Origin of the sequence: Methylobrevis albus (genome assembly GCF_015904235.1) — a bacterium.
Classification (GTDB): Bacteria; Pseudomonadota; Alphaproteobacteria; order Rhizobiales; family Pleomorphomonadaceae; genus Methylobrevis_A; species Methylobrevis_A albus.
This window is the reverse complement of record NZ_JADZLT010000043.1, coordinates 85,344-109,668: the sequence shown is the minus strand read 5'-3', so window position 1 is coordinate 109,668 and position 24,325 is coordinate 85,344. Positions and strand designations below refer to the sequence as shown.

18 protein-coding genes are annotated in these 24,325 nt (G+C 71.7%); 8 read left to right on the top strand and 10 right to left on the bottom strand.

All coding sequences use genetic code 11. The features are described from left to right. Nucleotides 1–25: 25 nt before the first annotated feature. From cysW to I5731_RS06415, 7 genes are all read right to left on the bottom strand, one after another. Complete coding sequence (cysW, locus tag I5731_RS06445) at nucleotides 26–925, bottom strand: sulfate ABC transporter permease subunit CysW (protein WP_197310549.1); 900 nt, start codon at nucleotides 923–925, stop codon at nucleotides 26–28. Beyond that, nucleotides 918–1,757 carry a sulfate ABC transporter permease subunit CysT gene (cysT, locus tag I5731_RS06440; RefSeq protein WP_197310548.1) on the bottom strand — a complete coding sequence of 280 codons (840 nt, stop codon included), beginning with the start codon at nucleotides 1,755–1,757 and terminating at the stop codon, nucleotides 918–920. The genes cysW and cysT overlap by 8 nt, the downstream gene beginning before the upstream one ends. Before the next feature lie 97 nt (nucleotides 1,758–1,854). After that, nucleotides 1,855–2,898, bottom strand: a complete 1,044-nt coding sequence (locus I5731_RS06435) for a sulfate ABC transporter substrate-binding protein (protein WP_197310547.1) — start codon at nucleotides 2,896–2,898, stop codon at nucleotides 1,855–1,857. 386 nt (nucleotides 2,899–3,284) lie between these two features. Beyond that, entirely contained in the window at nucleotides 3,285–3,755 is a 471-nt protein-coding gene (locus I5731_RS06430) for an RrF2 family transcriptional regulator (protein ID WP_197310546.1), read from the bottom strand. Between the two features lie 231 nt (nucleotides 3,756–3,986). After that, complete coding sequence (locus I5731_RS06425; RefSeq protein ID WP_197310545.1) at nucleotides 3,987–4,775, bottom strand: ATP-binding cassette domain-containing protein; 789 nt, start codon at nucleotides 4,773–4,775, stop codon at nucleotides 3,987–3,989. Next, nucleotides 4,772–5,824, bottom strand: coding sequence for an ABC transporter permease (locus I5731_RS06420; RefSeq protein WP_197310593.1), 1,053 nt, complete (start codon nucleotides 5,822–5,824; stop codon nucleotides 4,772–4,774). The genes I5731_RS06425 and I5731_RS06420 overlap by 4 nt, the downstream gene beginning before the upstream one ends. Before the next feature lie 348 nt (nucleotides 5,825–6,172). Continuing rightward, a complete protein-coding gene (locus tag I5731_RS06415; protein ID WP_197310544.1) occupies nucleotides 6,173–7,207 on the bottom strand; it encodes a sugar ABC transporter substrate-binding protein in 1,035 nt (344 codons plus the stop codon). 359 nt (nucleotides 7,208–7,566) lie between these two features. Between I5731_RS06415 and I5731_RS06410 the strand changes: the two genes are divergently transcribed. The 3 genes from I5731_RS06410 (at nucleotide 7,567) to I5731_RS06400 (ending at nucleotide 10,299) form a co-directional block, all read left to right on the top strand. Further along, nucleotides 7,567–8,838, top strand: a complete 1,272-nt coding sequence (locus I5731_RS06410; RefSeq protein ID WP_197310543.1) for an ROK family transcriptional regulator — start codon at nucleotides 7,567–7,569, stop codon at nucleotides 8,836–8,838. Further along, a complete protein-coding gene (locus I5731_RS06405; RefSeq protein ID WP_197310542.1) occupies nucleotides 8,838–9,266 on the top strand; it encodes an RbsD/FucU family protein in 429 nt (142 codons plus the stop codon). Before I5731_RS06410 ends, I5731_RS06405 begins: the two co-directional genes overlap by 1 nt. Nucleotides 9,267–9,345: 79 nt before the next feature. Further along, nucleotides 9,346–10,299, top strand: coding sequence for an aminotransferase class IV (locus I5731_RS06400; RefSeq protein WP_197310541.1), 954 nt, complete (start codon nucleotides 9,346–9,348; stop codon nucleotides 10,297–10,299). Nucleotides 10,300–10,333: 34 nt separating this feature from the next. Here the strand turns inward: I5731_RS06400 and I5731_RS06395 are convergent, their stop codons facing one another. From I5731_RS06395 to I5731_RS06385, 3 genes are all read right to left on the bottom strand, one after another. Beyond that, nucleotides 10,334–11,110, bottom strand: a complete 777-nt coding sequence (locus I5731_RS06395; RefSeq protein ID WP_197310540.1) for a TIGR02186 family protein — start codon at nucleotides 11,108–11,110, stop codon at nucleotides 10,334–10,336. Further along, nucleotides 11,107–12,036 carry a sulfite exporter TauE/SafE family protein gene (locus I5731_RS06390; RefSeq protein WP_197310539.1) on the bottom strand — a complete coding sequence of 310 codons (930 nt, stop codon included), beginning with the start codon at nucleotides 12,034–12,036 and terminating at the stop codon, nucleotides 11,107–11,109. Before I5731_RS06390 ends, I5731_RS06395 begins: the two co-directional genes overlap by 4 nt. A 129-nt stretch (nucleotides 12,037–12,165) precedes the next feature. Next, nucleotides 12,166–16,815, bottom strand: a complete 4,650-nt coding sequence (locus I5731_RS06385) for a peptidoglycan-binding protein (protein ID WP_197310538.1) — start codon at nucleotides 16,813–16,815, stop codon at nucleotides 12,166–12,168. Nucleotides 16,816–17,241: 426 nt separating this feature from the next. On the opposite strand from I5731_RS06385, the gene I5731_RS06380 reads away from it, so the two are divergent. The 5 genes from I5731_RS06380 to I5731_RS06360 all read left to right on the top strand — a co-directional run bounded on the left by I5731_RS06380 (nucleotide 17,242) and on the right by I5731_RS06360 (nucleotide 24,298). Further along, a complete protein-coding gene (locus I5731_RS06380) occupies nucleotides 17,242–17,673 on the top strand; it encodes a MerR family transcriptional regulator (protein ID WP_328838309.1) in 432 nt (143 codons plus the stop codon). A 156-nt stretch (nucleotides 17,674–17,829) separates the two neighbouring features. Then, nucleotides 17,830–19,623 (top strand): acyl-CoA dehydrogenase C-terminal domain-containing protein, encoded by a 1,794-nt coding sequence (locus I5731_RS06375; protein WP_197310537.1) that lies wholly within the window; start codon nucleotides 17,830–17,832, stop codon nucleotides 19,621–19,623. 46 nt (nucleotides 19,624–19,669) lie between these two features. Next, nucleotides 19,670–20,878: an acetyl-CoA C-acetyltransferase gene (locus I5731_RS06370; RefSeq protein WP_197310536.1), complete on the top strand. Its 1,209-nt coding sequence runs from the start codon at nucleotides 19,670–19,672 to the stop codon at nucleotides 20,876–20,878. A 50-nt stretch (nucleotides 20,879–20,928) separates the two neighbouring features. Beyond that, nucleotides 20,929–23,127 carry an FAD-dependent oxidoreductase gene (locus I5731_RS06365; RefSeq protein WP_197310535.1) on the top strand — a complete coding sequence of 733 codons (2,199 nt, stop codon included), beginning with the start codon at nucleotides 20,929–20,931 and terminating at the stop codon, nucleotides 23,125–23,127. Between the two features lie 16 nt (nucleotides 23,128–23,143). Continuing rightward, entirely contained in the window at nucleotides 23,144–24,298 is a 1,155-nt protein-coding gene (locus I5731_RS06360; RefSeq protein ID WP_197310599.1) for a hypothetical protein, read from the top strand. The last annotated feature ends 27 nt before the right edge of the window (nucleotides 24,299–24,325 follow it).

Below are 24,325 nucleotides of genomic sequence, written 5' to 3'. Positions count from 1 at the left end.
TATCCGTTGGGCGTCCCGAGAGACTTCAGTGGCGGCCGGTGCCGGCGATGTGGTCGGCGTATTTCCACTCGAGGAAGGTCTTCACGACCAGCGTGACGAGGGCGAGGCCGGCGAGGAGGGCCGCGACCGAGAAGGCGGAGACCGAAGCATATTCGTTGTAGGCGAGTTCGATGTGCAGCGGCATGGTCACGGTCTGGCCGCGCAGCTTGCCCGACAGCACGGCGACGGCGCCGAACTCGCCCATCGCGCGGGCGTTGCAGAGCAGCACGCCGTAGAGCAGCGCCCACTTCACGTTCGGCAGCGTGGTGCGCCAGAAGGTCTGCAGGCCGCTCGCCCCGAGCGACAGCGCCGCCTCCTCGTCACCGTTGCCCTGCTGCTCCATGAGCGGGATCAGCTCGCGGGCGACGAAGGGGAAGGTGACGAAGATCGTCGCGAGCACGATGCCGGGCACCGCGAAGATGACGCGCAGGCCGAAGCTCTCCTGAAGCCAGCCGCCGATCAGCGTGTTCGAGCCGAGCAGCAGCACGTAGACGAGGCCGGCGACGACCGGCGAGACCGAGAACGGCAGGTCGATCAGCGAGACGAGCAGCGTCTTGCCGCGGAACTCGAACTTCGCCACGGCCCAGGCCGCGGCGACGCCGAAGACGATGTTGCACGGCACGGCGATGGCGGCGACCAGCAGCGTCAGCCGGATCGCCGACTGCGCCTGCGGATCGGCGAGCGCCGACAGGAAGCCGGCGGTGCCGTTGCGGAACGCCTCGACGAAGACGACGCCGAGCGGGAACAGCAGGAACACCGAGAGGAAGGTCGCGGTGATCGCGATCAGTACGCCGCGCACGAGGCGCGGTTCGGTGGTCGGCGCGACACGGCGCGACGGGGGGACGGCCGCCAGCGACGGCGCCACGGCGGGGGCTGTATCAACCATGACCGAACCTCCGCTGGCTCCAGGCGTGCACGATGTTGACGAAGACGAGGATGACGAAGGACAGCGTCAGCATGATCGCCGCGATCGCGGCGGCGCCGGCGTAGTTGTACTCTTCGAGCCGGATGACGATGAGCAGCGGCAGGATTTCCGTCTTTCCCGGCAGGTTGCCGGCGATGAAGATCACCGAGCCGTATTCGCCGACCGCGCGGGCGAAGGCGAGGGCGAAGCCGGTGATCGTCGCGGGGGCCAGCGTCGGCAGCACGACCTGGAAGATGGTGCGCAGCCGGCTGGCGCCGAGGGTCGCGGAGGCCTCCTCGACCTCGCGGTCGAGTTGCTCCAGCACCGGCTGGACGGTGCGGACGATGAACGGCAGGCCGATGAAGACGAGGGCGATGAAGATGCCGGCCTGGGTATAGGCGATGCGGATGCCGTAGGGCGCGAGCCACTGGCCGATGATGCCGTTCGGGGCGTAGATCGCGGTGAGCGCGATGCCGGCCACCGCGGTGGGCAGCGCGAACGGCAGGTCGATGGCGGCGTCGAGGATGCGCCGGCCGGGGAAGCTGTAGCGGGTCAGCACCCAGGCGACGACGAGGCCGAACACGACGTTGAAGGCGGCTGCCAGCAGCGACAGGCCGAAGCTGAGCTGCAGCGCCGCCAGCAGGCGGCGATCGGTGAGGATGCGCCAGAGTTCGGCCCAGTCGAGCGTGAAGGTCTGGACGTAGAGCCCGGCGATCGGGATCAGCACGATCACCGCCAGATAGGCGATCGTGAAGCCGAAGGCGAGGCGGAAACCCGGTATGACGCTCGGCGTCCTGAACGTTGCGCTCGGCATGCGGCCCCTTGTCGTTCATGTGCGCGTCGGCGGCGGCCGGATCCAGCATCCGGTCGCCGCCGACGGTCTGTCAGTTCATCGCGGTCGAGGCAACAGCTCAGGGCGAGGTATAGATCTGGTCGAAGACGCCGCCGTCGGCAAAGTGGGTCTGCTGCACGTCCTTCCAGGTGCCGAAAACGTCACCGAGCTTGATGAGCTTCAGGTCCGGGAAGCGCTCGAGGTCGGCCGGATCGGCGAGCTCGGGCTTCGACGGGCGGTAGAAGTGCTTGGCGGCGAGCTTCTGGCCGACGTCGGAGTAGAGATAGTCGAGATAGCCCTGCGCCACCTCGCGGGTGCCGTTCGCCTCGACGTTCTTGTCGACCAGCGCCACCGGCGGTTCGGCGAGGATCGACAGCGACGGCACGACGATGTCGAACTGGTCAGGGCCGAGTTCCTCGAGCGCGAGGAAGGCCTCGTTCTCCCAGGCGAGCAGCACGTCGCCGAGGCCGCGCTGGACGAAGGTGGTGGTGGAGCCGCGGGCGCCGGTGTCGAGCACGGGGACGTGCTTGTAGATCTCGGCGACGAAGGCCTTCGCCTTCTCCTGGTCGTTGCCGTTGTGCTCGAGACCGTAGGCCCAGGCCGCGAGGTAGTTCCAGCGGGCGCCACCGGAGGTCTTCGGGTTCGGCGTGATGACCTCGACGCCGTCCTTCACAAGGTCACCCCAGTCGGTGATGCCCTTCGGGTTGCCCTTGCGGACGAGGAACACGATCGTCGAGGTGTAGGGCGAGGAGTTGTTGTCGAGGCGCGACTGCCAGTCGACCGGTAGCTTGCCGGAGCGTTCGGCGATCGCCTCGATGTCGGCGGCGAGCGCCAGCGTCACGACGTCGGCTGGCAGGCCGTCGATCACGGTGCGCGCCTGCGAGCCGGAGCCGCCGTGCGTCGTGTTGATCGTGACGGTGTCGCCGGTCTTTTCCTTCCAGTAGGCCGTGAACGCCTCGTTGTACTCGCGGTAGAGCTCGCGCGTCGGATCGTAGGAGACGTTGAGCAGCGTCACGTCGGCGGCGGCGGCGGTGCCGGCCAGCGCCCCGAGCGCCACAGCGCCGGAGAGAGCGGCAACGGCGAGGCGGCGGACAATACGGTCGATCGGTCGGGTCAGAGTCATCGTCGGGCTCCCCGGTTTCAATACCGTAATCTCTACATGATAGGTGGACTTGGACAACGAAGCCAAGTGCAGTGTTTGGCGCGGAATTAGAAAATTATTGCGCGCGAGCAGCATTGTACACGCCGAATGCCGCAGCATGGTGGCGAGGGTGCGGGTGCGGCGGAACGGAATTGCGAGTTTTGGCGAAGCCTTGCCGCGGGGCTCCCCCTCCCTGTCCCTCCCCCGCTTCGCAGGAGAGGGGACTCAGGAGGACAAGGCGCCTCGATCACTATCGTGTCGGTTCGGCGCAATCTTCGTTGTGCGAAAACCCTCTCGCCCATCGTCCCCTCTCCTGCGCAGCGGGGGAGGGACAGGGAGGGGGGAGCCCCACGGCAAAGCGCCTCGCCTCACACCGGCGCGACGACCTCGCCGGCCGCCAGCAGCGCGATCCGTCCCTCGAGCCGCGAATCCCGCAGCATGTCGGCCAGCGTCACGCCCTCCATCGCCAGCAGGATGCCGGCGTAGATGTCGCCGAAGGTCTTGCGGATGGCGCAGCTGCGTTCGTCGTCGCAGTCGGGGCAGCGGCGGTAGGCGGTCTTCGAGAGGCAGGGCAGCGGCGCGATGGGGCCGTCGAGGATGCGCAGCACGTGGCCGATCGAGATCGTCGCCGGGTCCTTGATCAGCGTGTAGCCGCCGTAGCGGCCGCGGCGGCTGGCGATCAGGCCGTCGTTCTTCAGGCCGAGCAGGATGGTCTCGAGGAATTTGCGCGGGATGCCGGTGGCGTCGGCGACGTCCTCGATGCGGGCGGGGTCGTCCGGCGTCGCGCGCGCGAGATGCAGCAGCGCCTTGAAACCGTATTTGGCCTTCTGGGTGATCACGCGGCGCCTCGGGCTGCCGTTCGCGGGCCGCGGCAACGGCCGGCGGCACGGGCAGCGTTTTTTGCAGTGTTGCGGCGAATGCGCCGTAAAATCAACCTCTCCCGCACGCACGGCGAAACTGCGGCAACGCGCGTCGCCGATGGAGAAACGGCGGCCCGGAGGCCGCCGTCGATCACAATGCCCTGCCCAGCGTGATGCGGGGCCGGCCGATCCGCGGCCAGCGGCCGTCCGTCAGGCGGCGACCTGCATGCCCGGCGGCGGCATCGCGCCGGTCATGATCGCCACCGCGTCGGACATCGAGTACTGGCGCGGGTCGATCACGGCGATGCGCTTGCCGAGGCGGTGGATGTGGATGCGGTCGGCGACCTCGAAGACGTGCGGCATGTTGTGGCTGATCAGCACGATCGGCATGCCGCGCCGCTTCACGTCGAGCATCAGTTCCAGCACACGGCGCGATTCCTTGACGCCGAGGGCAGCGGTCGGTTCGTCGAGAAAGACGATGCGGCTGCCGAAGGCGGCGGCGCGGGCGACCGCGACGCCCTGGCGCTGGCCGCCGGACAGCGTCTCCACCGCCTGGTTGATGTTCTGGATCGTCAGCAGGCCGAGTTCGGAGAGCTTGGCGCGCGCCTCCGCCTGCATCGCCTTGCGGTCGAGCATGCGGAAGACGCTGCCGAGGATGCCCGGCTTCACCTTCTCGCGGCCGAGGAACAGGTTGTCGGCGATCGAGAGGGCCGGCGACAGCGCGAGCTGCTGGTAGACGGTCTCGATGCCGGCTTCGCGCGCTTCCATCGGCGAGCGGAACTGGATCGGCTTGCCGTCGAGCAGGATCTCGCCGGCGTCGGGGATGAGCGCCCCGGTCAGCGCCTTGATCAGCGACGACTTGCCCGCGCCGTTGTCGCCGATCACGGCGAGGATCTCACCGGGATAGAGCTCGAACTCGGCGTGGTCGATGGCGGTGACGCGGCCGTAGCGCTTGACGAGCCCGTGCGCCTCGAGGATCGGCTTGACGGCGGCGGTCATGACGAAACCTTTCTGATCCACTGGTCGATGCCGACGGCCACGATGATGAGCAGGCCGATGGTGAATTCCTGCCAGAGCACGTCGACGCCCGAGAGCGCGAGGCCGTTGCGGAAGATGCCGACGATCAGCGCGCCGATCAGCGTGCCGAAGATCGAGCCGCGGCCGCCGAACAGGCTGGTGCCGCCGATCACCACGGCGGTGATCGAATCGAGGTTGGCGGTCTGGCCGGCCTGCGGGCTGATCGAGCCGATGCGGCCGATCAGGGCCCAGCCGCCGATGGCGCAGATCAGGCCGGCGACGATGTAGACCGAGAGCAGGATGCGGCTCGAATTGATGCCCGACAGCCGCGCCGCGTCGGGATCGTCGCCGACGGCGTAGACGTGGCGGCCCCAGGCGGTGCGGTTGAGCGCGTACCAGATGATGCAGAACAGCAGGATCATCATCACCGTGCCGTAGGTGATGCGCGCTCCCATAACGTCGATCGGCGTGCCGAGGAACTGCAGGAAGCCGGCATTGGCGGCGATCTCCTGCGAGCGGATGGTCTGGCTGCCCGAGTACCAGAGGTTCAGCGCGAAGAAGATGCTCCAGGTGCCGAGCGTGACGATGAACGGCGGCAGCCGCACCAGCGTGACGAGGATGCCGTTGATCAGGCCGCAGAGCATGCCGGTGATGATGCCGGCGCCGAAGGCGAGCGGCACCGGCAGGCCGGCGGTGATCGCGAGCTTGCCCATCACCACCGACGACAGCACCATGATGGCGCCGACCGAGAGGTCGATGCCGGCCGTGAGAATGATCAGTGTCTGGGCGACGCCGATGATGCCGATGATCGTCACCTGCTGCAGCACCAGCGACAGGTTGAACGGGGTCAGGAAGCGGTCGCCGGCGACCAGCGCGAAGCCGATCACCGCGAGGCCGAGCACCAGCGCCGGGGCGGCGGTCGGATAGGCGTGCAGGAAGTGGTGGAACCGCTTCAGCGGCGACAGCCGGTCCTCCTCGAAGTTCGCGACGCTGGTCGCACTCTTCTCGAGCACCTTCTCGAAGTCCTGCATCTCGCGCTTCGGCGGCACGGCGCCAGACGCGGTCTGGGACGGGTCTTCAGTGGAGGTCATCGCCTCGCTCCCCTCGAGCTTGCAGGTCTCCCGCGCGGCGGGGCACCTCCCGCCACTGCCGAAGCCTGCGCTTCGTTGCTTTCATCCTGTCATTCGGTCTGGAACGTGCGCGATGCGGACGGCATCGTCGGTCGCGCAAGGTCCGCCGGCCCGCCGGCCTCAAAGGATGTCCGGCGCCGCGCGGAGGATCATAGCCGATGCGGGTCGATCCGTCGGCAGCCGGGTGGCGGCCGGCGCCCGCGAAAAGCAGGCGCCGGCGGCCGTCATGTCAGACGGGAGACGTGATCCTCAGCCCCAGCACTTCGCCAGCGCCTCTTCCGAGGTGATCGAGGGGATGCCCTCGGCCGGCTTGTCGGTGACGAGCTCGACGCCGGTGTTGAAGAAGTCGAGGCCCGGGGTCGCGGCCGGCTTGGCGCCGGACTTCGCGAATTCGACCACGGCCTCGACGCCCATCGAGGCCATCAGCAGCGGGAACTGCATCGAGGTGGCGCCGATCACGCCGTCGGCGACGTTCTTGACGCCCGGGCAACCGCCGTCGACCGACACCAGGGTGACGTTGGCTTCGGCGCCGACGGCCTTCAGCGCCTCATAGGCGCCGGCGGCGGCCGGCTCGTTGATCGTGTAGACGACGTTGATCGACGGATCCTTCTGCATCAGGTTTTCCATCGCGGTGCGGCCGCCCTCTTCCGAGCCCGCCGTGACGTCGTTGCCGACGATGCGCTCGTCGGTTTCGTCGCCCATGCGCTTCGGGTCGACGAGGTCGATGCCGAAGCCCTGCAGGAAGCCCTGGTCGCGGCCGACGTCGACGGTGACCTGGTCGGTCGAGAGGTCGAGCAGCGCGATGCGGGCGTCGGCGGAGGCGTCGCCGAGCGTCGCCTTGGCCCACTGGCCGATCAGTTCGCCGGCCTTGAAGTTGTCGGTGGCGAAGGTGGCGTCGGCGGAGTCGATCGGCTCCAGCGGGGTGTCGAGGGCGATCACCAGGATGCCGGCGTCACGCGCCTTCTGCACGGTCGGCACGATGCCGGCGGTGTCGGAGGCGGTGATCAGGATGCCCTTGGCACCGGCCGAGATCAGGCTCTCGATCGCCGCGACCTGCGATTCGCTGTCGCCGTCGAACTTGCCGGCGAACGAGCGCAGCTCGACGCCGAGTTCCTTGGCCTTGGCCTCGGCGCCTTCCTTCATCTTCACGAAGAACGGGTTGGTGTTGGTCTTGGTCACGAGGCCGATGATGACGTCTTCGGCGAATGCGGGCGAAGCGCCCAGCACGCCGAGCGCGAACACGGCGGCGACGGTCGACTTCAGGACGCGAACAGATTTCGACATGGAATCCTCCCGGGCATTGTTCGTTACGGCGCGGTCCGAACCTCCTCGGATGCCGCCGCCGGCCGATGACAGGACCGGTGCCACCCTCTCCGTGGCGCCGCTCCCTTCCTCGTCATCGGCGGCCACGATCCCCCGATCATCGGCGGCTGTCAATACTTAAATCGAATGGATTTAGTTATTGACCGGCACTTGGCTCGGGCGCATCCTCACGCTTCGGCAGGACGACGATCCCGGCCCCGCGGCGCCAATTCCAAAGCGCCGCGCGAGGCCCTAGAACAAGGACGCGGTTGAGGATTCGGGCTTCGAACGAGCCTGCGATCCCGCCGCACGACCCGCCGAGGGGGAGGATGGTGACGTCCATGAAGCCGGCAGACATTGCCTCCGCCGCCACGATCGCGCCGGTCGGGGCCGGTGCAGGCGGCGCGAGCGGCCTGCGCGCGGGCGACCTCAGCCGCGGCACCAACCAGAGCGGCGTTCGCCTCTACAACGAGCGGCTGGTGCTGGCGCTGATCCGCCGGCACGGCGCGCTGCCCAAGGCCGAGATCGCCCGGCTCACCGGCCTCTCGGCCCAGACCATCACCCTGATCATGCGCCAGTTGTCCGCCGACGGCCTCGTGCTCGAGGGCGAACCGCAACGCGGCCGGGTCGGGCAGCCGTCGGTGCCGTTCTCGCTCGACCCCGACGGGGCGCTGTCGCTGGGCCTCAAGATCGGCCGGCGCAGCATGGACCTCGTGCTGATCGATTTCCTCGGCCGGGTCCGCCGGCTGCAACGCACCACCTACATCTACCCGACGCCGCGCGCCGTCTGCGACTTCGTCGCCATGGGCGTCGCCGCCATCGTGGCGGAGCTGCCGCCGGCGCTGGCGGCGCGGGTCACCGGGCTCGGCGTCGCCTCGCCGTTCGAGCTCTGGAACTGGGAGACCGAGGCGGCGGCGCCGCGCGACCTGCTGGCGCTCTGGCGCGGCATCGACATCCATGCCGAGATCGCCGCCGTATCGCCCTACCCCGTCGTGCTCTGCAACGACGCGACGGCGGCCTGCGCGGCGGAACTCGTGTTCGGCAACCCGAAACACCGCACCGATTTCCTCTACGTCTTCGTCGGCTATTTCATCGGCGGCGGCGTCGTGCTCGGCGGCAGCCTCTATCCGGGGCGCAGCGGCAACGCCGGCGCGCTCGGCTCGATGCCGGTGCTGCCGGCGGTGGCCGGCGCGGCCCCGGCGCAACTGATCCACGCCGCCTCGCTCGCCGCCCTCGAGCGCCGGCTCGAGGCGGCGGGGCTCGACCCCATGCTGATCTGGCAGACCCCCGACCGCTGGGACGAGATCGAGCCGCACGTCGCCGCCTGGCTCGCCGAGGTCGGCGACCATCTCGCCGTCGCCATCGTCGCCGCCCTCTCGGTGGTCGACTTCGAGGCGGTGGTGATCGACGGCGGCTTCCCCGCCCGCATCCGCGCCCGCCTCGTCGCGGAACTCGGCGCCAAGCTGCCCCGGCTCAACTGGAGCGGCCTGACCCCGGCGGAGGTCGAGGAAGGCACCGTCGGCTCGGAGGCGCGCGCCATCGGCGCCGCCAGCCTGCCGCTGCTCGAAACCTATGCCCGCGACCGGGAAATTCTCTTCAAGGAGACCAAGTGATGCTGAAGGGCATCGATCCCATCCTCGGCCCCGAGTTGCTCGCCGCCCTGCGCGCGATGGGCCACGGCGACGAGATCGCGATCGTCGATGCGAACTACCCGGCCGTCACCGACGCGCGCCGGCTGATCCGCATGGACGGCCACGACGCCGTCACCCTGCTCGATGCCGTGCTGTCGCTGCTGCCGCTCGACGATTTCGTGCCCGCGGCGGCGTTCCGGCCGGCGGCGGGCGGGGATCCGGACCGCGCGGAGCCGATCTTCGCCGAGTTCGCCACGACGATCGCGCGGCGTGAGCCGGGGTTCGCGCCGGTGCCGCTGGTCGGCCTCGCCTTCTACGACCGGGTCCGCGCCGCCTTCGCGGTGGTTGCCTCCGGCGAGCGCCGGCTCTATGGCAACATCATCCTGCGCAAGGGCGTGATCCGGCCCTGACGGACCTCGCCGCATCGGCGGCGGCCTTCGGTGCGCGGGACCCTTCGCCCACCCGCGCCCCCCCGAGGAGCCCTCCGCGATGAACGACGATCCTGTCCTTGGCCCCGCCCACGGCGTCAGCACCCACGACAGCGCCGAGGATCCGCGCAACGCCGGCGTCTTCATCTACGTCGACGGCAAGCTGGTGCCGCGCGACCAGGCCGTGGTCTCGGTCTATGATTCCGGCTTCATGATGGGCGACGGCGTCTGGGAGGGCATCCGGCTGCACGGCGGCGTGTTCGCCTTCCTCGACGACCACCTCGACCGGCTCTTTGAAGCCGCCTACGCCATCGACCTCGACATCGGCCTGACGCGGGAGGCGCTGATCGGCGCGCTCTACGACACCGTCCGCGCCAACGGCATGGAGGACGGCGTCCACATCCGCCTGATGGTGACGCGCGGGCGCAAGAAGGCGCCTTTCCAGGATCCGCGGCTCAGCGTGTTCGGCTCGACCATCGTCATCATCGCCGAGTGGAAGGAGCCGAGCCCGGCGACGATCGCCAAGGGCCTCAACCTCGTCACGGTGCCGATCTATCGCGGCCTGCCGGTGACGCAGGATCCGAAGCTCAACTCGCACTCGAAGCTCAACTGCATCCTGGCGCTGATCCACGCCCTGAAGGCCGGCGGCGACGAGGCGCTGATGCTCGACCCGCACGGCTTCGTCAACACGACGAACTCGACCAACTTCTTCATCGTGCGCAAGGGCGAGGTGTGGACCTCGACCGGCGACTACTGCATGAACGGCATCACGCGGCGCAAGGTGATCGAGGTCTGCAAGACGGCCGGCATCCCGGTGTTCGAGCGCAACTATTCGCTGGTCGACACCTACGGCGCCGACGAGGCGTTCGTCACCGGCACTTTCGGGGCGCAGACGCCGGTGGTGAAGATCGACGGCCGCGCGGTCGGCGCCGGCGTGCCGGGGCCGATGTTTCAGAAGATCCGCGGGCTCTACAAGGCGATGGTCGCGGCGGACTGCGCGGCGCGGCGCGCCTGATCTTTCACCGAGATCCCGGGCGGTCGCGCCCTCGTCAGTCGCGGCGGAAGATCACGCTCGCCAGCCAGCCGGTCAGCGTCGCCATCAGCACGGTGGCGAGGCCGTAGAGCAGGCCGTGCTCGCGCGAGAAGGTGGTCATCGCCTGCTCGAAGCCGACCTTGGCGATGGTGAGCTGCTCGCTCGCCTGCGACAGCTGCACGCCGTCGCGGAACAGGAACACGCGCACGTCGAAGGTGCCGAGCGGCACGTTCGGCGGCAGCACGAGGTTGGCGCGAAACAGCGTCGGGCTCAGGAACTCCACCGCGCCGGGCACCTCCGAATAGCGGCCCTGCGCCTGCATCAGCCGCAGGAATGCCGCCTCGAAGCGCGGCGGGCGGATGCGGTCGTCGGCCTGGCTCTCGTCGACGATCGCCCGGAAGCCGAGGCCGCGGCGCTGCCGGATCGGTTCGCCGACGATGTCGCCGAGCGGCGAGGTGGTGAGCAGGGCGTAGAACGACGGCACCTCCTCGAACGCCTCGGCCTCGCGGTTGATCCACAGACCGAACGTGCGCACCTTGCGCCGGGCGACCACGTTGGTCGGCGGGCCGAACACGGCGACGGCGATCTCGTATTGCGCCGGCCGCGACACCGACTGGCTGTCGCGCTCGATCGAGCCGAAGAACACGATCTGCGAGCCGTTGAAGTTCGACGAGATCGAGACGAGGTCGGTCGAGATCGCGGTGACGAGCTGTTCGGCCGGGGCGGTCCGCGGCAGCGCGACGACGGCGAGCAGCAGGCCGAGGAGGACCGGGACGAGGCGGCGCGCGGTCACAGCCCCGCCCCTCCGAAGGTGGTGAGCGAATAGGGCTCCGAGGGCGTCACGATCAGGTTGACCGCGAAGCGCACGCCGACCGAGAGCACCAGCAGGCCGAGCAGCGCGCGCAGCGTCTCGCCGCGCAGCCGCTGGCCGACGCGCGCGCCGAACTGCGCCCCGATCACCCCTCCGACCATCAGCGCGAGGCCGAGCACGGCGTCGACCGAATAGTTGGTCCCGGCGTGCATGATGGTGGCGAAGGCCATGGTGCCGATGGTCTGCATCAGCGTGGTGCCGACCACCATCGCGGTCGGCACGCGCAGGAGATAGATCAGCGCCGGCACCATCAGGAAGCCGCCGCCGATGCCGAGGATCGCGCCGAGGAAGCCGATCGCCGCCCCGAGTGCCACGATGGGCAGCGCCGAGATGTAGAGCCGCGAGCGGCGGAAGCGCACCTTCAGCGGCAGGCCGTGCACCCAGTTGTGCTGCCCCGGCCGGCGCGGCGCCTCGCGCTTGCCGCGGCGGATGGCGATCATCGAGCGCACCGCCTCCTGCAGCATCAGCGCGCCGACGGTGCCGAGGAAGACGACGTAGGCGAGCGCCAGCATCAGGTCGAGCTGGCCGAGCTGGCGCAGTATCGAGAACAGCCAGACGCCGGCCGCCGAGCCGAACAGGCCGGAAAATGTGAGGAAGCCGGCGAGCTTGAAGTCGATCGCCTGGCGGCGGATGTAGGCGGCGGCGCCGGACGCCGAGGAGGCGACGATCTGGCTCGACACGGTGGCGACCGCTACCGCGGCGGGAATGCCGGAGAAGATCAGCAGCGGCGTCAGCAGGAAGCCGCCGCCGACGCCGAACAGGCCCGAGATGAACCCCACCGCCCCGCCCATCGCGAGCAGCAGGAACAGGTTCATCGGGATTTCCGCGATCGGCAGGTAAACGTCCAATGCCGCCTCCGGCTGGTGTCGGCCAGTAGGATTGCAGGTCCGCCGGTAAGACTTCGTTAAAGACGTCGCCCCGCCGCGGGTCAACCCGGCGGCGGGGCGCAATTCGGATCATGGTTGATCGGCTGCGGTTCAGATGGCGCGTTCGGCCAGCGCCGCGACGAGGGCCGCGTCGGCGACGCCGGTCTCCGGCAGGCCGCGCTGCTTCTGGAACGCGACGATGGCGTCGCGCGTCCGCCGGCCCATCTTGCCGTCGGCCGGCCCGGGGCTGAAGCCCTGGGCGGCGAGCAGCGCCTGGGCTCTTGCGATGAGATCGCCGTCGGACGCCGCGACGCTCGCCGGCGGCAGCATCCAGGCCGGGTTGGCGATCTCGACCTCGTTCGCCGCCGCGCTGAGCGGCTTCGGCTTCCAAGTCTCGACGGCGAGCCGGGCCCGGGCGAGGCTGTCGCTGTCGAGCGCCTGCTCGATGTCCTCGCGCTTCTTGGCGGCATCCGCGTCGCCGGCGGCACCGGCGATGGCGAACCACTTGTAGGAGCTCGCGAGATCGCGGGTCACGCCGAGGCCGCGGGCGTGCAGGATGCCGAGGTTGTACTGGCTGTCGCGCACGCCGAGGTCGGCGGCGGCCGTGAACCATTCCGCAGCCGTGGTGTAGTCCGGATCCCCGAGGCTGCCCTCGGTGTGCATGACGGCGAGGTTGTGCATCGCCTTGGCGTTGCCGGCCTCGGCGGCGCGCTCGTACCAGGCGGCGGCGCGCTTGGCATCGCGCGGCACGCCCTGGCCCTTCTCATAGAGACTGCCGAGCCGGTACTGCGCCGGGGCGAGCCCGGCCTCGGCGGCGCGCTCGTACCAGACGGCGGCACCGGCGACGTCCTGCACGATGCCGCGGCCCTCGACGAGCCGGGCGGCGACCTCGAACTGGGCCGCGGGATCGCCGGCGGCGGCGGCCTCGCGCAGGGCCGGCGCGCCGATGGCGGCCGGCGGCAGGGGGGCGGCGATGCGCGCGGGGTCGGCGTCGGGCGTGCCGGGCTCGGTCGCGGCGGTGCCGAGGCTGACGGTCTCGGGCGCGGCGTCCTGGGCGACGGCCGGTCCGGTCGCCGGCTCGGCGTCGGCGGTCGTCGCTGCGGCGTCCGCCTCGACGTCGGCCGGTGTCGTGGTGGGCGGGGCGGCGGGCGGGGCAAAGCTGCCGGCCGGCAGCGAGGTCGCGTTCGGCCCGAAGCTCGCGGCATTGCCGCCGGTCGCCTCCGGGGCGGCGACGATGTCGAAGCCGGGCTCGTCGTCGGTCTCGGCCGCCGGCGGCGTCACCTCGGCCGTGTTCGCCGGGGCGGGAGCGTCGGCGGCCTCGCTGGTGGTCGCTTCGGTCGCGGCCGTCGCCGGCCCGCCGATGCGGTCGTCGCCGAGGGTCCAGCCGACGACGCGGACGACGCCGAGGGTCAGCACCAGCGCGGCGGCGGCCATCAGGATCTGGCGGCGATGCGCGGCGAGGAAGCCGCGCAGGCCGGCGCGCTCCGCCTTCGGCTCCTCGGCGACCGGCGCCGCCGGCGGGGTGACGACGGCGGCCTGCTCGCTCGCCGCCTGCTGGGCGGCGCGGCGGGCCGCGGCGATGAAGTCGGTCTTGCCGTGCGCCGGGGCGGGGGCCGCGGCGGGCGCCGGCTCGGGCTGCGGCGCGGGCGGCGTCGGCGTCCGGCGTTCGGCGCGCACCTGCGGCGTGCCGCCGGCGGGACGGGCGACGCGCGGCTTGCCGCTGCCCGGCTCGAGCGGCAGGTCGGCGTCGAAGCTGTCGCCGGCCTCGCCGAGGTCGAGCGGCGCCTCCGCCGAAGGCGGCGCCTTGCGGCCGGCGCCCTGGCGCGGCGCGATCAGGTCGTCGAGGATGCTCGGGCCAGGGGCGGCGGCGGCGGGACGGGACGGCTGCGGCGGCGGCTGCGCGCCGGCGAGGCCGGCCGCGAGGCTGCGCTCGATCTCGCGCCAAGTCTCCTCGTCGGCGACGCGGGGCGCCGGCGCCGGGGCGGCCACCGCGCGGGACGGGGCTGCCGCCAGGCTGGAGAGCCCGGACAGGCCCGAGACGCTCTGCAGGATGTCGTTCATGCTGTCGAGCAGCGTGAGATCGCGCTGGCGCGACTCCTGGATCTCGCGCTGCAGGTTCTCGAGGTCCCGGCCGAGGCCACGGATCGCGCCGGCGACGGCCGATCCCTCGCGCTCGTCGAAGGCGGCGACGGCCGCCCGGGCGGCGGCCTGGGCCATGTCGCCCGTATCGAGGGCGGTGGCGATCGTCTGCTCGACGCTGCGCAGTGCCGCCGCGAGGCGGTCGTCGTCGCGCGACTGGCTGTCGATGCGGTCAACGAGGCGCTCGATGCGCGCCTCGATCTCGGCGCCGAGGGTCGCCGGGGCCGGGCCGCCGGCGGCGAGCATGTCGAGGCGGCCGGCGATCTGGCGGATTTCGGCCTCGAGGCCATCCAGCGACGGCGAGGCGAGGTCGGCGAGGTCGCGGCGGAGGCCGTCGATCGCGCGGGCGACTTCGGCCATCTCGTCGGGGCGGGCCGCGCCGGCGTGGTCGGCGAGCGCGGTGATCGCGTCCTCGATGCGGCCGATCGCGTCGGCGAGGTCGGCCGACGGCGCGCCGCCGAGCGGCCCACCGTGGACGGCTTCGATCGAGCCGATGCGGGCGCCGATCTCCTCGAGCCGCACCTCGATGCCGGCGAGCGCGCCGCCGTCGAGGCCGGCGAGCGGCTGGTTGGCGAGGCTGTCGAGCTTGCGCCCGAGTTCGGCGAGCTGCAGCCCGGTGCCCGGATCACCGGCCATGGCGCGGGTGTCGATCTGGCGGCCGAGCGCCTCGAAGGCGGCGCCGGTGCTGCGGTCGATCGCCGAAAGGCGGGTTTCCATGCGCTCGGCGAGCGCCGCGATGCGCAGTTCCAGCGCGGCCAGCATCTCGCTGTCGGCGTCGTCGCCGAGGCCGTCGATCTGGGCGGCGAGTTCGGTGAAGCGGCCGTCGAGGGCGGCGACGACACCGGCGTCGATCGCCGAGACGTCGAGGCCGGCGAGGCGCTCGCCCATGTCGTCGATGCGGGCGAGCACGGCGCCGATGTCCTCGCGGACATCGCGGCGCACCGCGTCGACCTCGCGGGCAACGGCGTGCGGCAGGTTCTCGATCGGCGCGAGGCGCTGCGCCAGCGTGCCGATGTCCTCGCGCACGCCGTCGATGTCGCGGGCGATCGTCGCCGGCAGGGCCTCGACCGGGGCGAAGCGCTGGGCGAGCGCGGCGATGTCGATACGGACGTCCTGCTTCATGGCGTCGAGATCGCGCGAAAGCGTCTCCGGCAGCGCCTCGACCGGGCCGAGGCGATCCGAGAGTTCGGCGAGATCGCCGCGCACGTCGAGCTTCAGCGTCTCGATATCCTGGGCGAGCGCGCCGGGCAGCGCCTCGACCGGGGCGAGGCGGGCGTCGATCTCGCGCAGGAGCTGCGGCAAGGCGTCGAAGCGACGGCCGAGGTCCTCGAGCCGCTCCCCCTGGGTCTCGAGGCGGCGCGCGACCTGCGGCAGCACGTCGAGCCGCGACATCTGGCCTTCGATCTGGTTGAGCCGCGACGCGACGGTGTCGAGGCGGGACTCGACGCTGGTGACAAGGCGCGAGGGATCGAGCCCGGCGACGGCGCGGGCGAGCTGGGCGAGCTGCCCCTCGAGCACGGCGACGCCCTGGTCGCCGGGGGCGGCAGCGATCGCCTCCACACGGGCGGCGAGTTCGTCGAGCCGCGCGGTGAGCAGGCGGTGATGGCTTTCGCCCGGAATCGCGGCGAGCAGGTCGCGCACCTCGGCCATCTGGCCGACGAGCTCGGTGACGAGGCCGGAGTCCGGCTCGCGGCCGCCGACCGCGTCGAGCCGCTCGACCAGCAGGTCGTAGGACCGGGTGAGGCCGGCGAGGGCCGGCTTGGTAGCGTTTGCCGCCACGGCGTCGCGCAGCCTGGAGATCTCCTCGCGCACGATCTCGAAATGCTCGCGCGGCGGGATCGCGGCGGTCAGGCCGTCGATGCGGGCATCGAGCCGCGCGGCGAGGCGGTCGAAGGCGGCGGTGTCGACCGCGGGCGGCGCGGCGACCGGGGCCGGCGCGGCAGCGGCCACGGGACGGGCCTCGGGGGCGGGCTCGGCACGCGGCGCCGGCGCGCGCGGCGCCTCGGCGCGGGGTGCTTCGGCGCGCGGGGCCTCGGGGCGGGCGGACCGGGAGGCCTCGGCGCGGACAGGTTCGGAACGGACCGGCTCGGGCCGCACGGGCTCCGGTCGGGGCGCTTCGGCGCGCAGCGGCGCCGGCGACGGCACCGGCTGCAGATGCGGCGGCGCGGCGCGGCGGCGCTCGGCGGCGGCGCGCTCGATCTGGTCGCGCTGGGCGGTGATTTCCTCGATCGCCTTCTGCAGGTCGCGGCTGCGATTGTCGGCGACGGCGGCGAGGTGCGGCTGGCGCGCGCCGCGATCGTTGGTCGAAAGCGCGCGGATGCGGTCGCCGAGGCGGTCGAGGGAATCGATGATGCGGCCGATCGGCTGGCCGTCCGGTCCCGCAGCGGCGGCCTGGGCCGGGGCTTGGGCCGGCGCGGGGGCGACGGGCGCCTCGGCTTTGGCGGCCGGCCGGGCCGCGGCCTGCGGCGCCGGCTGTGCCCCCGGGGCGTCGCCCGCATTGCTGCGGATCAGGCGGGTCAGCCACTCGTCGACGGTGAGCCCCGCGGCCGCGGCGGCACGCTCGGCTTCCCGGCGGATGTCACCGGCCACGGTATCCTGTCGCGGCGCCGATCGCGAGGTCATGCTGGTCTCTCCCGTATGGCCGGCGGGGCCGTGATCGGTCCGCCATCCCCTCTTCGCGGCGCATCCCGGGGTTCACCCGGCGCTGTCCGCGCCTTTGCAACTCGGTCACGCGTCGCCCGGCGCCCGACTTGCCGCTGCCGCGATCCCGGCCGGTGCGCCGGCGAAGGAGGGGAGCAGGGTCGGATTCGTCCCGTTCACCGGCATTTTCACCAAATACGGTAAACGGGAAGTAAACGACCGCCTGCACAACTCATGCTTCGGTAACCAGAATGAATCTTTCGTTAGGGCCGTGTCGCGATCCGCGCTGCGACATGCTGCCGACTGGACGTTGACGCAAACGTAAGCTAAGCAGGATACTCACCTCACAGATCATTGGCGGAGCGGCGCGTGGCGCAGGACAAACAGTCGATCGCCCAGGCCTCGGCCATCGCCGCGGACGACTTCGCCCCCGACGGCGACGACACCGGGCGCTCCAACCTCTTCACCATCGGCGACCTCGCGCGCGAATTCGGCGTGACGCTGCGCACACTGCGCTTCTACGAGGACAAGGACCTGATCACGCCGCAGCGCGACGGGCTGAACCGGCTCTACACGCGGCGCGACCGGGCGCGGCTGAAGCTGGTGCTGATGGGCAAACGAGTCGGCTTTTCCTTGAACGAAATCAAGGATATGCTCGATCTCTACGATTTGCGCGACGGCCAGGTGATGCAGCTCAAGGTGGCGCTCGGCAAGTTCAACGAGCAGATTGCGCTGCTCGAGCGCCAGAAGAAGGACATCGAGCAGGCACTCACCGAACTCCGGCGCACGGTGTCGGTCGTCGGCGGGCTGCTGAAGGAAAAGGAACAGGCGGCGGGCTGACGCGCCGCCCCTGCCCGCGCCTCGCCCCCCCTCGGCAGCGCTCGACAAACGCCCTGCGCGCGCCATATTCCCTTTACGCAAACGTTAAGCCCCGACGATAGCATCGACGGCGCTGCGTCGTGCGGACCACGGGACCAGCAGGCAGGAAGGGTCGCCATGCCGAGTTACCGGGCGCCGGTCGCCGACAGCCTCTTCATCGTCAACGATGTGCTGCGCCTTGCGGACCATGCCGAGCTGCCGGGCTTTGCCGAGGCGACGCCCGACGTGGTCACGGCCGTTCTCTCCGAAGCGGGGCGGTTCGCGGACGAGGTGCTGCAGCCGCTCAACCAGCGCGGCGACGCCGAGGGCTGCCGGCGCGGGGCCGACGGCAGCGTCGCGACGCCGGCCGGCTTTCGCGAGGCCTATGCCCGCTACCGCGCCACCGGCGTGATCGGCATCGCCGCCGACCCCGCCTATGGCGGCCTCGGCCTGCCCTATGTGCTGGCGAGCCTCATCAACGAATTCGCCTCGGGCGCCAACCTCGCCTTCAGCCTCTATCCCGGCCTGACCCAGAGCGCGATCTCGGCGCTGGCGGAGCACGGCAGCGAGGCCCAGCGCGCGCTCTACCTGCCGCGCCTCGTCGACGGCAGCTGGACGGGCACGATGAACCTCACCGAGCCGCACTGCGGCACCGACCTCGGCCTGCTGCGCACCCGCGCCGCGGCGAACGACGACGGCAGCTATGCGCTCCATGGCGAGAAGTCGTTCATTTCCGCCGGCGAGCACGACCTCGCCGAGAACATCGTCCACCTCGTGCTCGCCCGCATCGACGGCGCCGTCGCCGGCACGCGCGGGCTGTCGCTGTTCGTGGTGCCGAAGTTCATCCCGGGCGCGGACGGTCGGCCGGGGCAGCGCAACGCCGTCACCTGCGGCGGCATCGAAGCCAAGATGGGCATCCACGGCAACGCCACCTGCACGATGCTCTACGAGGGCGCGACGGGCTGGCTGGTCGGAACGCCCGGCGCCGGCCTCAAGGCGATGTTCACCATGATGAACGAAGCCCGGCTCGGCGTCGCCGGCCAGGGCCTCGCGCTCGGCGAGGTCGCGGGCCAGAACGCCGCCGCCTATGCCCGCGAGCGGCGCCAGGGCCGGGCGCTCGGCGGCGCGGCCGAGCCCGCCGCGGGCGCCGACCCGATCGTCGTGCATCCGGACGTGCGCCGCATGCTGATGACGATGCGCGCCTTCACCGAGGGCGGCCGGGCGCTGATGCTGTGGGGCGCGCTGCAGTCCGACATCAGCCGGCGCTCCGCCGATCCGGCCGTGGCGGCCCGCGCCGCCGACCTGCTCGGCCTCTTGACGCCGGTCGCCAAGGCGGTGCTGACCGACCGCGGCTTCGAGGCGGCGGTGATGGCGCAGCAGGTCTACGGCGGGCACGGCTACATCGCCGGCAACGGCGTCGAGCAGTTCGTGCGCGATGCGCGCATCACCATGATCTACGAGGGCACCAACGGCATCCAGGCGCTCGACCTCGTCGGGCGCAAGCTCGGCAAAGACGGCGGGCGGGCCGTTATCGGGTTCTTCAAGGAATTGAAGGACTATGTCGGGGCACGGTCGGGGGACGCCGCGCTCGCCCCGTTCGTCGCGCCGCTCGGGCGTGCCGCCGGGGATCTCGAGCGCGCGACGATGTGGTTCATGGCCAACGCGATGAAGGCGCCCGACAACGCGGGCGCCGGCGCGAGTGACTATATCCATCTCTTCGGCCTGACGGCGATGGGCTGGATGTGGGCGCGGATGGCCGAGACGGCGGCGGAAAAGCTCGCCCGCGGCGAGGGCGATCCGGCCTTCCTGGCTGCGAAGCTCGACACCGGCCGCTTCTTCATGGAGCGGCTGCTGCCCGAGACGGCGCTGCGCCGCACACGGATCGAAGCCGGCGCCGCATCGACGATGGCGCTGCCGGCGGACCTGTTCTGAGCGCCCCGCGGCCGCCGCCGCAAGGGGCGCCGCAAGGAGAATGGCGATGGCCGAGGCTTTCATCTACGACCACGTCCGCACCCCGCGCGGCCGCGGCCGCCGGGACGGGGCGCTGCGCGAGGTGAGTTCGGTGAAGCTCGCCGCCGCGCCGCTCAGCGCGCTCGCGGCGCGCAATCATCTCGACACGGCGCTGGTCGACGACGTCATCCTCGGCTGCGTCGATCCGGTCGGCGAGGCGGGGGGCAACATCGCCCGGGCGGCGGTGTTCGTCGCCGGCTATGGCGAGCAGGTGCCCGGCATGCAGATCAACCGCTTCTGCGCCTCCGGGCTCGACGCGGTCAACGCCGGCGCGGCGCAGGTGATCGCCGGCCAGAGCGACATGGTGGTGGCGGGCGGCGTCGAATCGATGAGCCGCGTCGGCCTCGGCGCCTCGGGCGGCGCCTGGCCGGTCGACCCCGCCGTGGCGCTGCCGTCGTGGTTCATGCCGCAGGGCGTGTCGGCCGACCTGATCGCCACCAAATACGGATTTTCGCGCGACGACGTCGACGCCTATGCCGCCGAGAGCCAGCGCCGCGCCGCGGCGAGCTGGAGCGAGGGGCGCTTTGCCCGCTCGGTGGAGCCGGTGCGCGACGTCAACGGCCTCGTCATCCTCGACCACGACGAACACATGCGCCCCGAGACCAACATGCAGAGCCTCGCGGCGCTGCGGCCGGCGTTCGCGATGTACGGCGAGATGGGCGGCTTCGACGCCGTGGCGATCGACGCCCACCCGGAGGTGGAATACGTCGACCACGTGCACCACGCCGGCAACTCGTCCGGCATCGTCGACGGCGCCGCCGCGGTGCTGCTCGGCTCGCGCGCCGCCGGCGAGGCGGCCGGGCTGAAGCCGCGCGCCCGCATCCGCGGCTTTGCCAGCATCGGCTCCGATCCGGCGCTGATGCTGACCGGGCCGGTCGACGTCACCGAGAAGCTCCTGAAGCGCACCGGCATGACACTCGCCGACATCGACCTCTTCGAGGTCAACGAGGCGTTCGCCGCCGTGGTGCTGCGCTTCATGCAGCATTTCGGCACCGACCCGGCCAAGGTGAACGTCGCCGGTGGCGCGATCGCCCTCGGCCATCCGCTGGGGGCCACCGGGGCGATGATCCTCGGCACGGTGCTCGACGAACTGGAAGCCCGCGACCTCAACGTCGCCCTGGTGACGCTGTGCATCGGCGCCGGCATGGGCACGGCGACGGTGATCGAGCGGGTTTGACGGCCGTCGTCGGGGGGCGGACGGCCGATGCGACAGGAAAGGCGAGACCGATGGACCCGACCCACTTCACCACCGCGACCGACGCCGACGGCGTCGCGCTGGTCACCTGGGATTCGCCCGGCCGCTCGATGAACGTGTTCTCCGTCGCGGTGATGGACGAGTTCGAGGCGCTGATCGAGACGCTCGCCACCGACGCCGCGGTGAAGGGCATCGTGATCGCGTCGGGCAAGGAGAGCTTTTCCGCCGGCGCCGACCTCAAGATGCTGGAGGCGGTGCTCGAGAAGTACGCCGAACTCGCCGGCGGCGATCTCCTCGCGGCGAAGAGCTGGCTGCTGCACGAATCGGCGCGGATGTCGCGGCTGTGGCGCCGGGTCGAAACCTGCGGCAAGCCGGTGGTGGCCGCCATTGGCGGCACCTGCCTCGGCGGCGCCTTCGAGCTCGCGCTCGCCGCGCACGGCCGCATCGCGGCGGAGGGCGACTACAAGGTCGGCCTGCCGGAGGTGAAGATCGGCATCTTCCCCGGCGCCGGCGGCACCCAGCGCGTGATGCGCCTCGCCGATCCGCAGGCGGGGCTGACCTTCCTGCTGCAGGGCCAGACCGTGCCGCCGAAGCAGGCGCTGCGGCTGAAGCTGATCGACGAGGTCGTGCCCGCGGACGGGCTGATCGCCGCGGCAAAGGCGAAGGTGCTGACGCTATCGCCAGTGAAGGCGTGGGACGAGGAGAAGTTCAGGCCGCCCGGACCCGCCGTGTTCTCGGCCGGCGGCTTCCAGTTCTGGCCGGCGGCAAACGCGATCTATCGGCGCGAGACGCATGACAACTACCCCGGCGCCCGCGCCATCCTCGCCGCCTGCTTCGAGGGCGTGCAACTGCCGATCGACCTCGGCCTCCGGATCGAGTCGCGGCTGTTCGCCGACGTGCTGACGACGTGGGAAGCGAAGGCGATGCTGCGCACGCTGTTCGTCTCCACCCAGGAACTCGGCAAGGGCGCGCGGCGTCCGGCCGGCGTGCCGCCGTCGGCACCGCGCAAAGTCGGCATCATCGGCGCCGGCTTCATGGGGGCCGGCATCGCCTATGTGACGGCGGCCGCCGGCATCGACGTGGTGCTGGTCGACCGCGACCTCGCGGCGGCGGAAAAGGGCCGCGCCTATTCCGACGGGCTGATCGCCGGCCGCGTCGCCAAGGGACGGGCGACGGCGGAGGACCGTGCGGCGCTGATGGACCGCATCCAGGCGAGCGCCGACTACGCCGACCTCGCCGGCTGCGACCTCGTCATCGAGGCGGTGTTCGAGGACCGCGGCGCCAAGCTCGCCGCGATGGACCAGGCGGCGGCGGTGCTCGGGCCGGACGCGATCTTCGCCTCCAACACCTCGACGCTGCCGATCACCTCGCTCGCCGCCGGCTGGCGTGCGCCGGCCGATTTCGTCGGCATCCATTTCTTCTCGCCGGTCGAGAAGATGCTGCTGGTCGAGGTGATCCGCGGCCGGGACACCGGCGAGCGGGCGCTCGCCGTGGCGCTCGACTATGTCCGCGCGCTGCGCAAGACGCCGATCGTGGTCGAGGACAGTCGCGGCTTCTACGCCAACCGCTGCGTCACCGCCTATCTGCTCGAAGCCCACCTGATGCTCGCCGAAGGCGTGCCGCCGGCGATGATCGAGAACGTCGCGCGCATGGCCGGCATGCCTGTCGGCCCGCTCGCCCTCAACGACGAGGTCGCCGTCGACCTCGCCTGGAAGATCGTGCAGGCGGCAAAGCAGGACCTCGGTGCCGGCGCCGTCGACCCGCGGCAGGAAAAGCTGCTGCAGGCGATGGTGGTCGAGCGCGGGCGTCTCGGCCGCAAGAACGGCAAGGGCTTCTACGACTATCCCGAGAAGGGCAAGAAGCGGCTCTGGCGCGGGATCGCCGAGATCGTCGGCCCGGCGCAGGCGGCCGAGGCGATCGACGTCGATGAGTTGAAGCTGCGCCTGCTCGTGGTGCAGGCACTGGAGGCGGCGCGCTGCATCGAGGAGGGCGTCGTCACCGATGTGCGCGAGGCCGACGTCGGCTCGGTGCTCGGCTTCGGCTTCGCGCCGTTCACCGGCGGCACGATCTCCTACATCGACCGCATCGGCACCGCCGCCTTCGTGCAGCTTTGCGACGGCCTCGCCGAGCGGCACGGGCCGCGGTTCACGCCCGGGCGGCTCGTCACCGAGATGGCGGCGACCGACCAGCGCTTCTACGATCGCTTCCGCCCCGGCGCTGCCGCGGCCTGACGGGGAGGATGGCCGGGTGAAGCTCGGGCGGCTGCTGATTGTGTGCGGAGGCTTCGTCGCGGCCGGTACCGCGACGGCCGCCGACCTGTCGCCGCCGTTCTCGCGCGGATTGCCGACGCTGCACGCCGGCGCCGCGCCGTTCCCCACGCTGCCGGGGCCGACGCTGCCGAGCCCGGCGCCGCGAGACGCGGGATCGCCGAGCGCGGCCGAGCCACCTGCCACTGACGGCGAGGCGCAGGTGCAGGCGCCCGTGCCGGACGCGCCGGTGCCGGACGCGCCCCCGGAGATCGCTCCCGCGCCGGCGCCCTCCCCTGTGCCGCTGCCCGACGCGCCGACGCCGGAGCCGGAGCCGGAAACCTCGCCGGAAGTCCCGCCAGCGGCCACCGAATTGCCGGAAGCCGCGCCGCAGCCGGAAGACGCCCCGTCGCAGCCTTTGCCCCCGCCGGAGGACGCGCCGTCGGAACTGGCGCCGGCCGAGCCCGCGCCGATGCCGGAAGCGCCGCCGCCGGAGGACGAGCCGCCCGAACCGGCACCCGCCGAGCCCGCGCCGCCGCCGGTCCCCGCGCCGTCCCCGGCACCGGTCGATCCGGGCGGCAACTTCAGCCTGCGGCTCGCCGATGGCCAGTATCTGAAGCTCGACCGGGTCACCGGCGACGTGTCGCTGTGCGAGAAGGGCGACGACGGCTGGCGCTGCCGGCTACTGCCGGACGAGCGCGCGGCGATGGAGGCGGAGATCGTCGCGCTCGGCGAAGACGTCGCCCGGCTCGAGGCGCGCGTCGCCGAGCTCGAGGCCGAACTCGCCGCCGCCCGCGCCGCGCCGCCCGCGCCCGCGCCCACGCCACCGGCTGCCCCGGCACCGCCCGTCCCCCCGCCGCCGGCCGTCGCCCCGCAGCCGCCCCCCGCACCGAGCCCGCCTGCGCCGGAGCCCGCTTCCCCGGCCGAACCGCCTCCCCCCGAGGCGGCCGCGGAGCCGACGGAACCGGCGCCGCCGGTCGATGCGCCGCCGGTCGATGCGCCCGCGGGAACGCCCGAGACGCCCGAGGCGCCCGAGGCGCCCGGCACGCCGGCCGAGGAACCGGCCTTCACCGAGCGGGTGCAGCGCTTTGCCGGCGAGGCGCTGGACGGGGTTTCCCGCCTTGTCGACGACCTCAGGCGCGCCCTGTTCGAGTGACGCCCGGCCCTGCCGCCGCCCGCTGCC

What these genes read in the sequence shown, in the direction of transcription:
- I5731_RS06370 (WP_197310536.1), top strand. Translation starts at nt 19,670, where the DNA reads ATGGCCGAGGCTTTCATCTACGACCACGTCCGCACCCCGCGCGGCCGC.
- I5731_RS06365 (WP_197310535.1), top strand. Translation starts at nt 20,929, where the DNA reads ATGGACCCGACCCACTTCACCACCGCGACCGACGCCGACGGCGTCGCG.
- I5731_RS06420 (WP_197310593.1), bottom strand. Translation starts at nt 5,824, where the DNA reads ATGCAGGACTTCGAGAAGGTGCTCGAGAAGAGTGCGACCAGCGTCGCG.
- I5731_RS06410 (WP_197310543.1), top strand. Translation starts at nt 7,567, where the DNA reads ATGAAGCCGGCAGACATTGCCTCCGCCGCCACGATCGCGCCGGTCGGG.
- I5731_RS06425 (WP_197310545.1), bottom strand. Translation starts at nt 4,775, where the DNA reads ATGACCGCCGCCGTCAAGCCGATCCTCGAGGCGCACGGGCTCGTCAAG.
- I5731_RS06385 (WP_197310538.1), bottom strand. Translation starts at nt 16,815, where the DNA reads ATGACCTCGCGATCGGCGCCGCGACAGGATACCGTGGCCGGTGACATC.
- I5731_RS06415 (WP_197310544.1), bottom strand. Translation starts at nt 7,207, where the DNA reads ATGTCGAAATCTGTTCGCGTCCTGAAGTCGACCGTCGCCGCCGTGTTC.
- I5731_RS06405 (WP_197310542.1), top strand. Translation starts at nt 8,838, where the DNA reads ATGCTGAAGGGCATCGATCCCATCCTCGGCCCCGAGTTGCTCGCCGCC.
- I5731_RS06435 (WP_197310547.1), bottom strand. Translation starts at nt 2,898, where the DNA reads ATGACTCTGACCCGACCGATCGACCGTATTGTCCGCCGCCTCGCCGTT.
- cysT (WP_197310548.1), bottom strand. Translation starts at nt 1,757, where the DNA reads ATGCCGAGCGCAACGTTCAGGACGCCGAGCGTCATACCGGGTTTCCGC.
- I5731_RS06400 (WP_197310541.1), top strand. Translation starts at nt 9,346, where the DNA reads ATGAACGACGATCCTGTCCTTGGCCCCGCCCACGGCGTCAGCACCCAC.
- I5731_RS06375 (WP_197310537.1), top strand. Translation starts at nt 17,830, where the DNA reads ATGCCGAGTTACCGGGCGCCGGTCGCCGACAGCCTCTTCATCGTCAAC.
- cysW (WP_197310549.1), bottom strand. Translation starts at nt 925, where the DNA reads ATGGTTGATACAGCCCCCGCCGTGGCGCCGTCGCTGGCGGCCGTCCCC.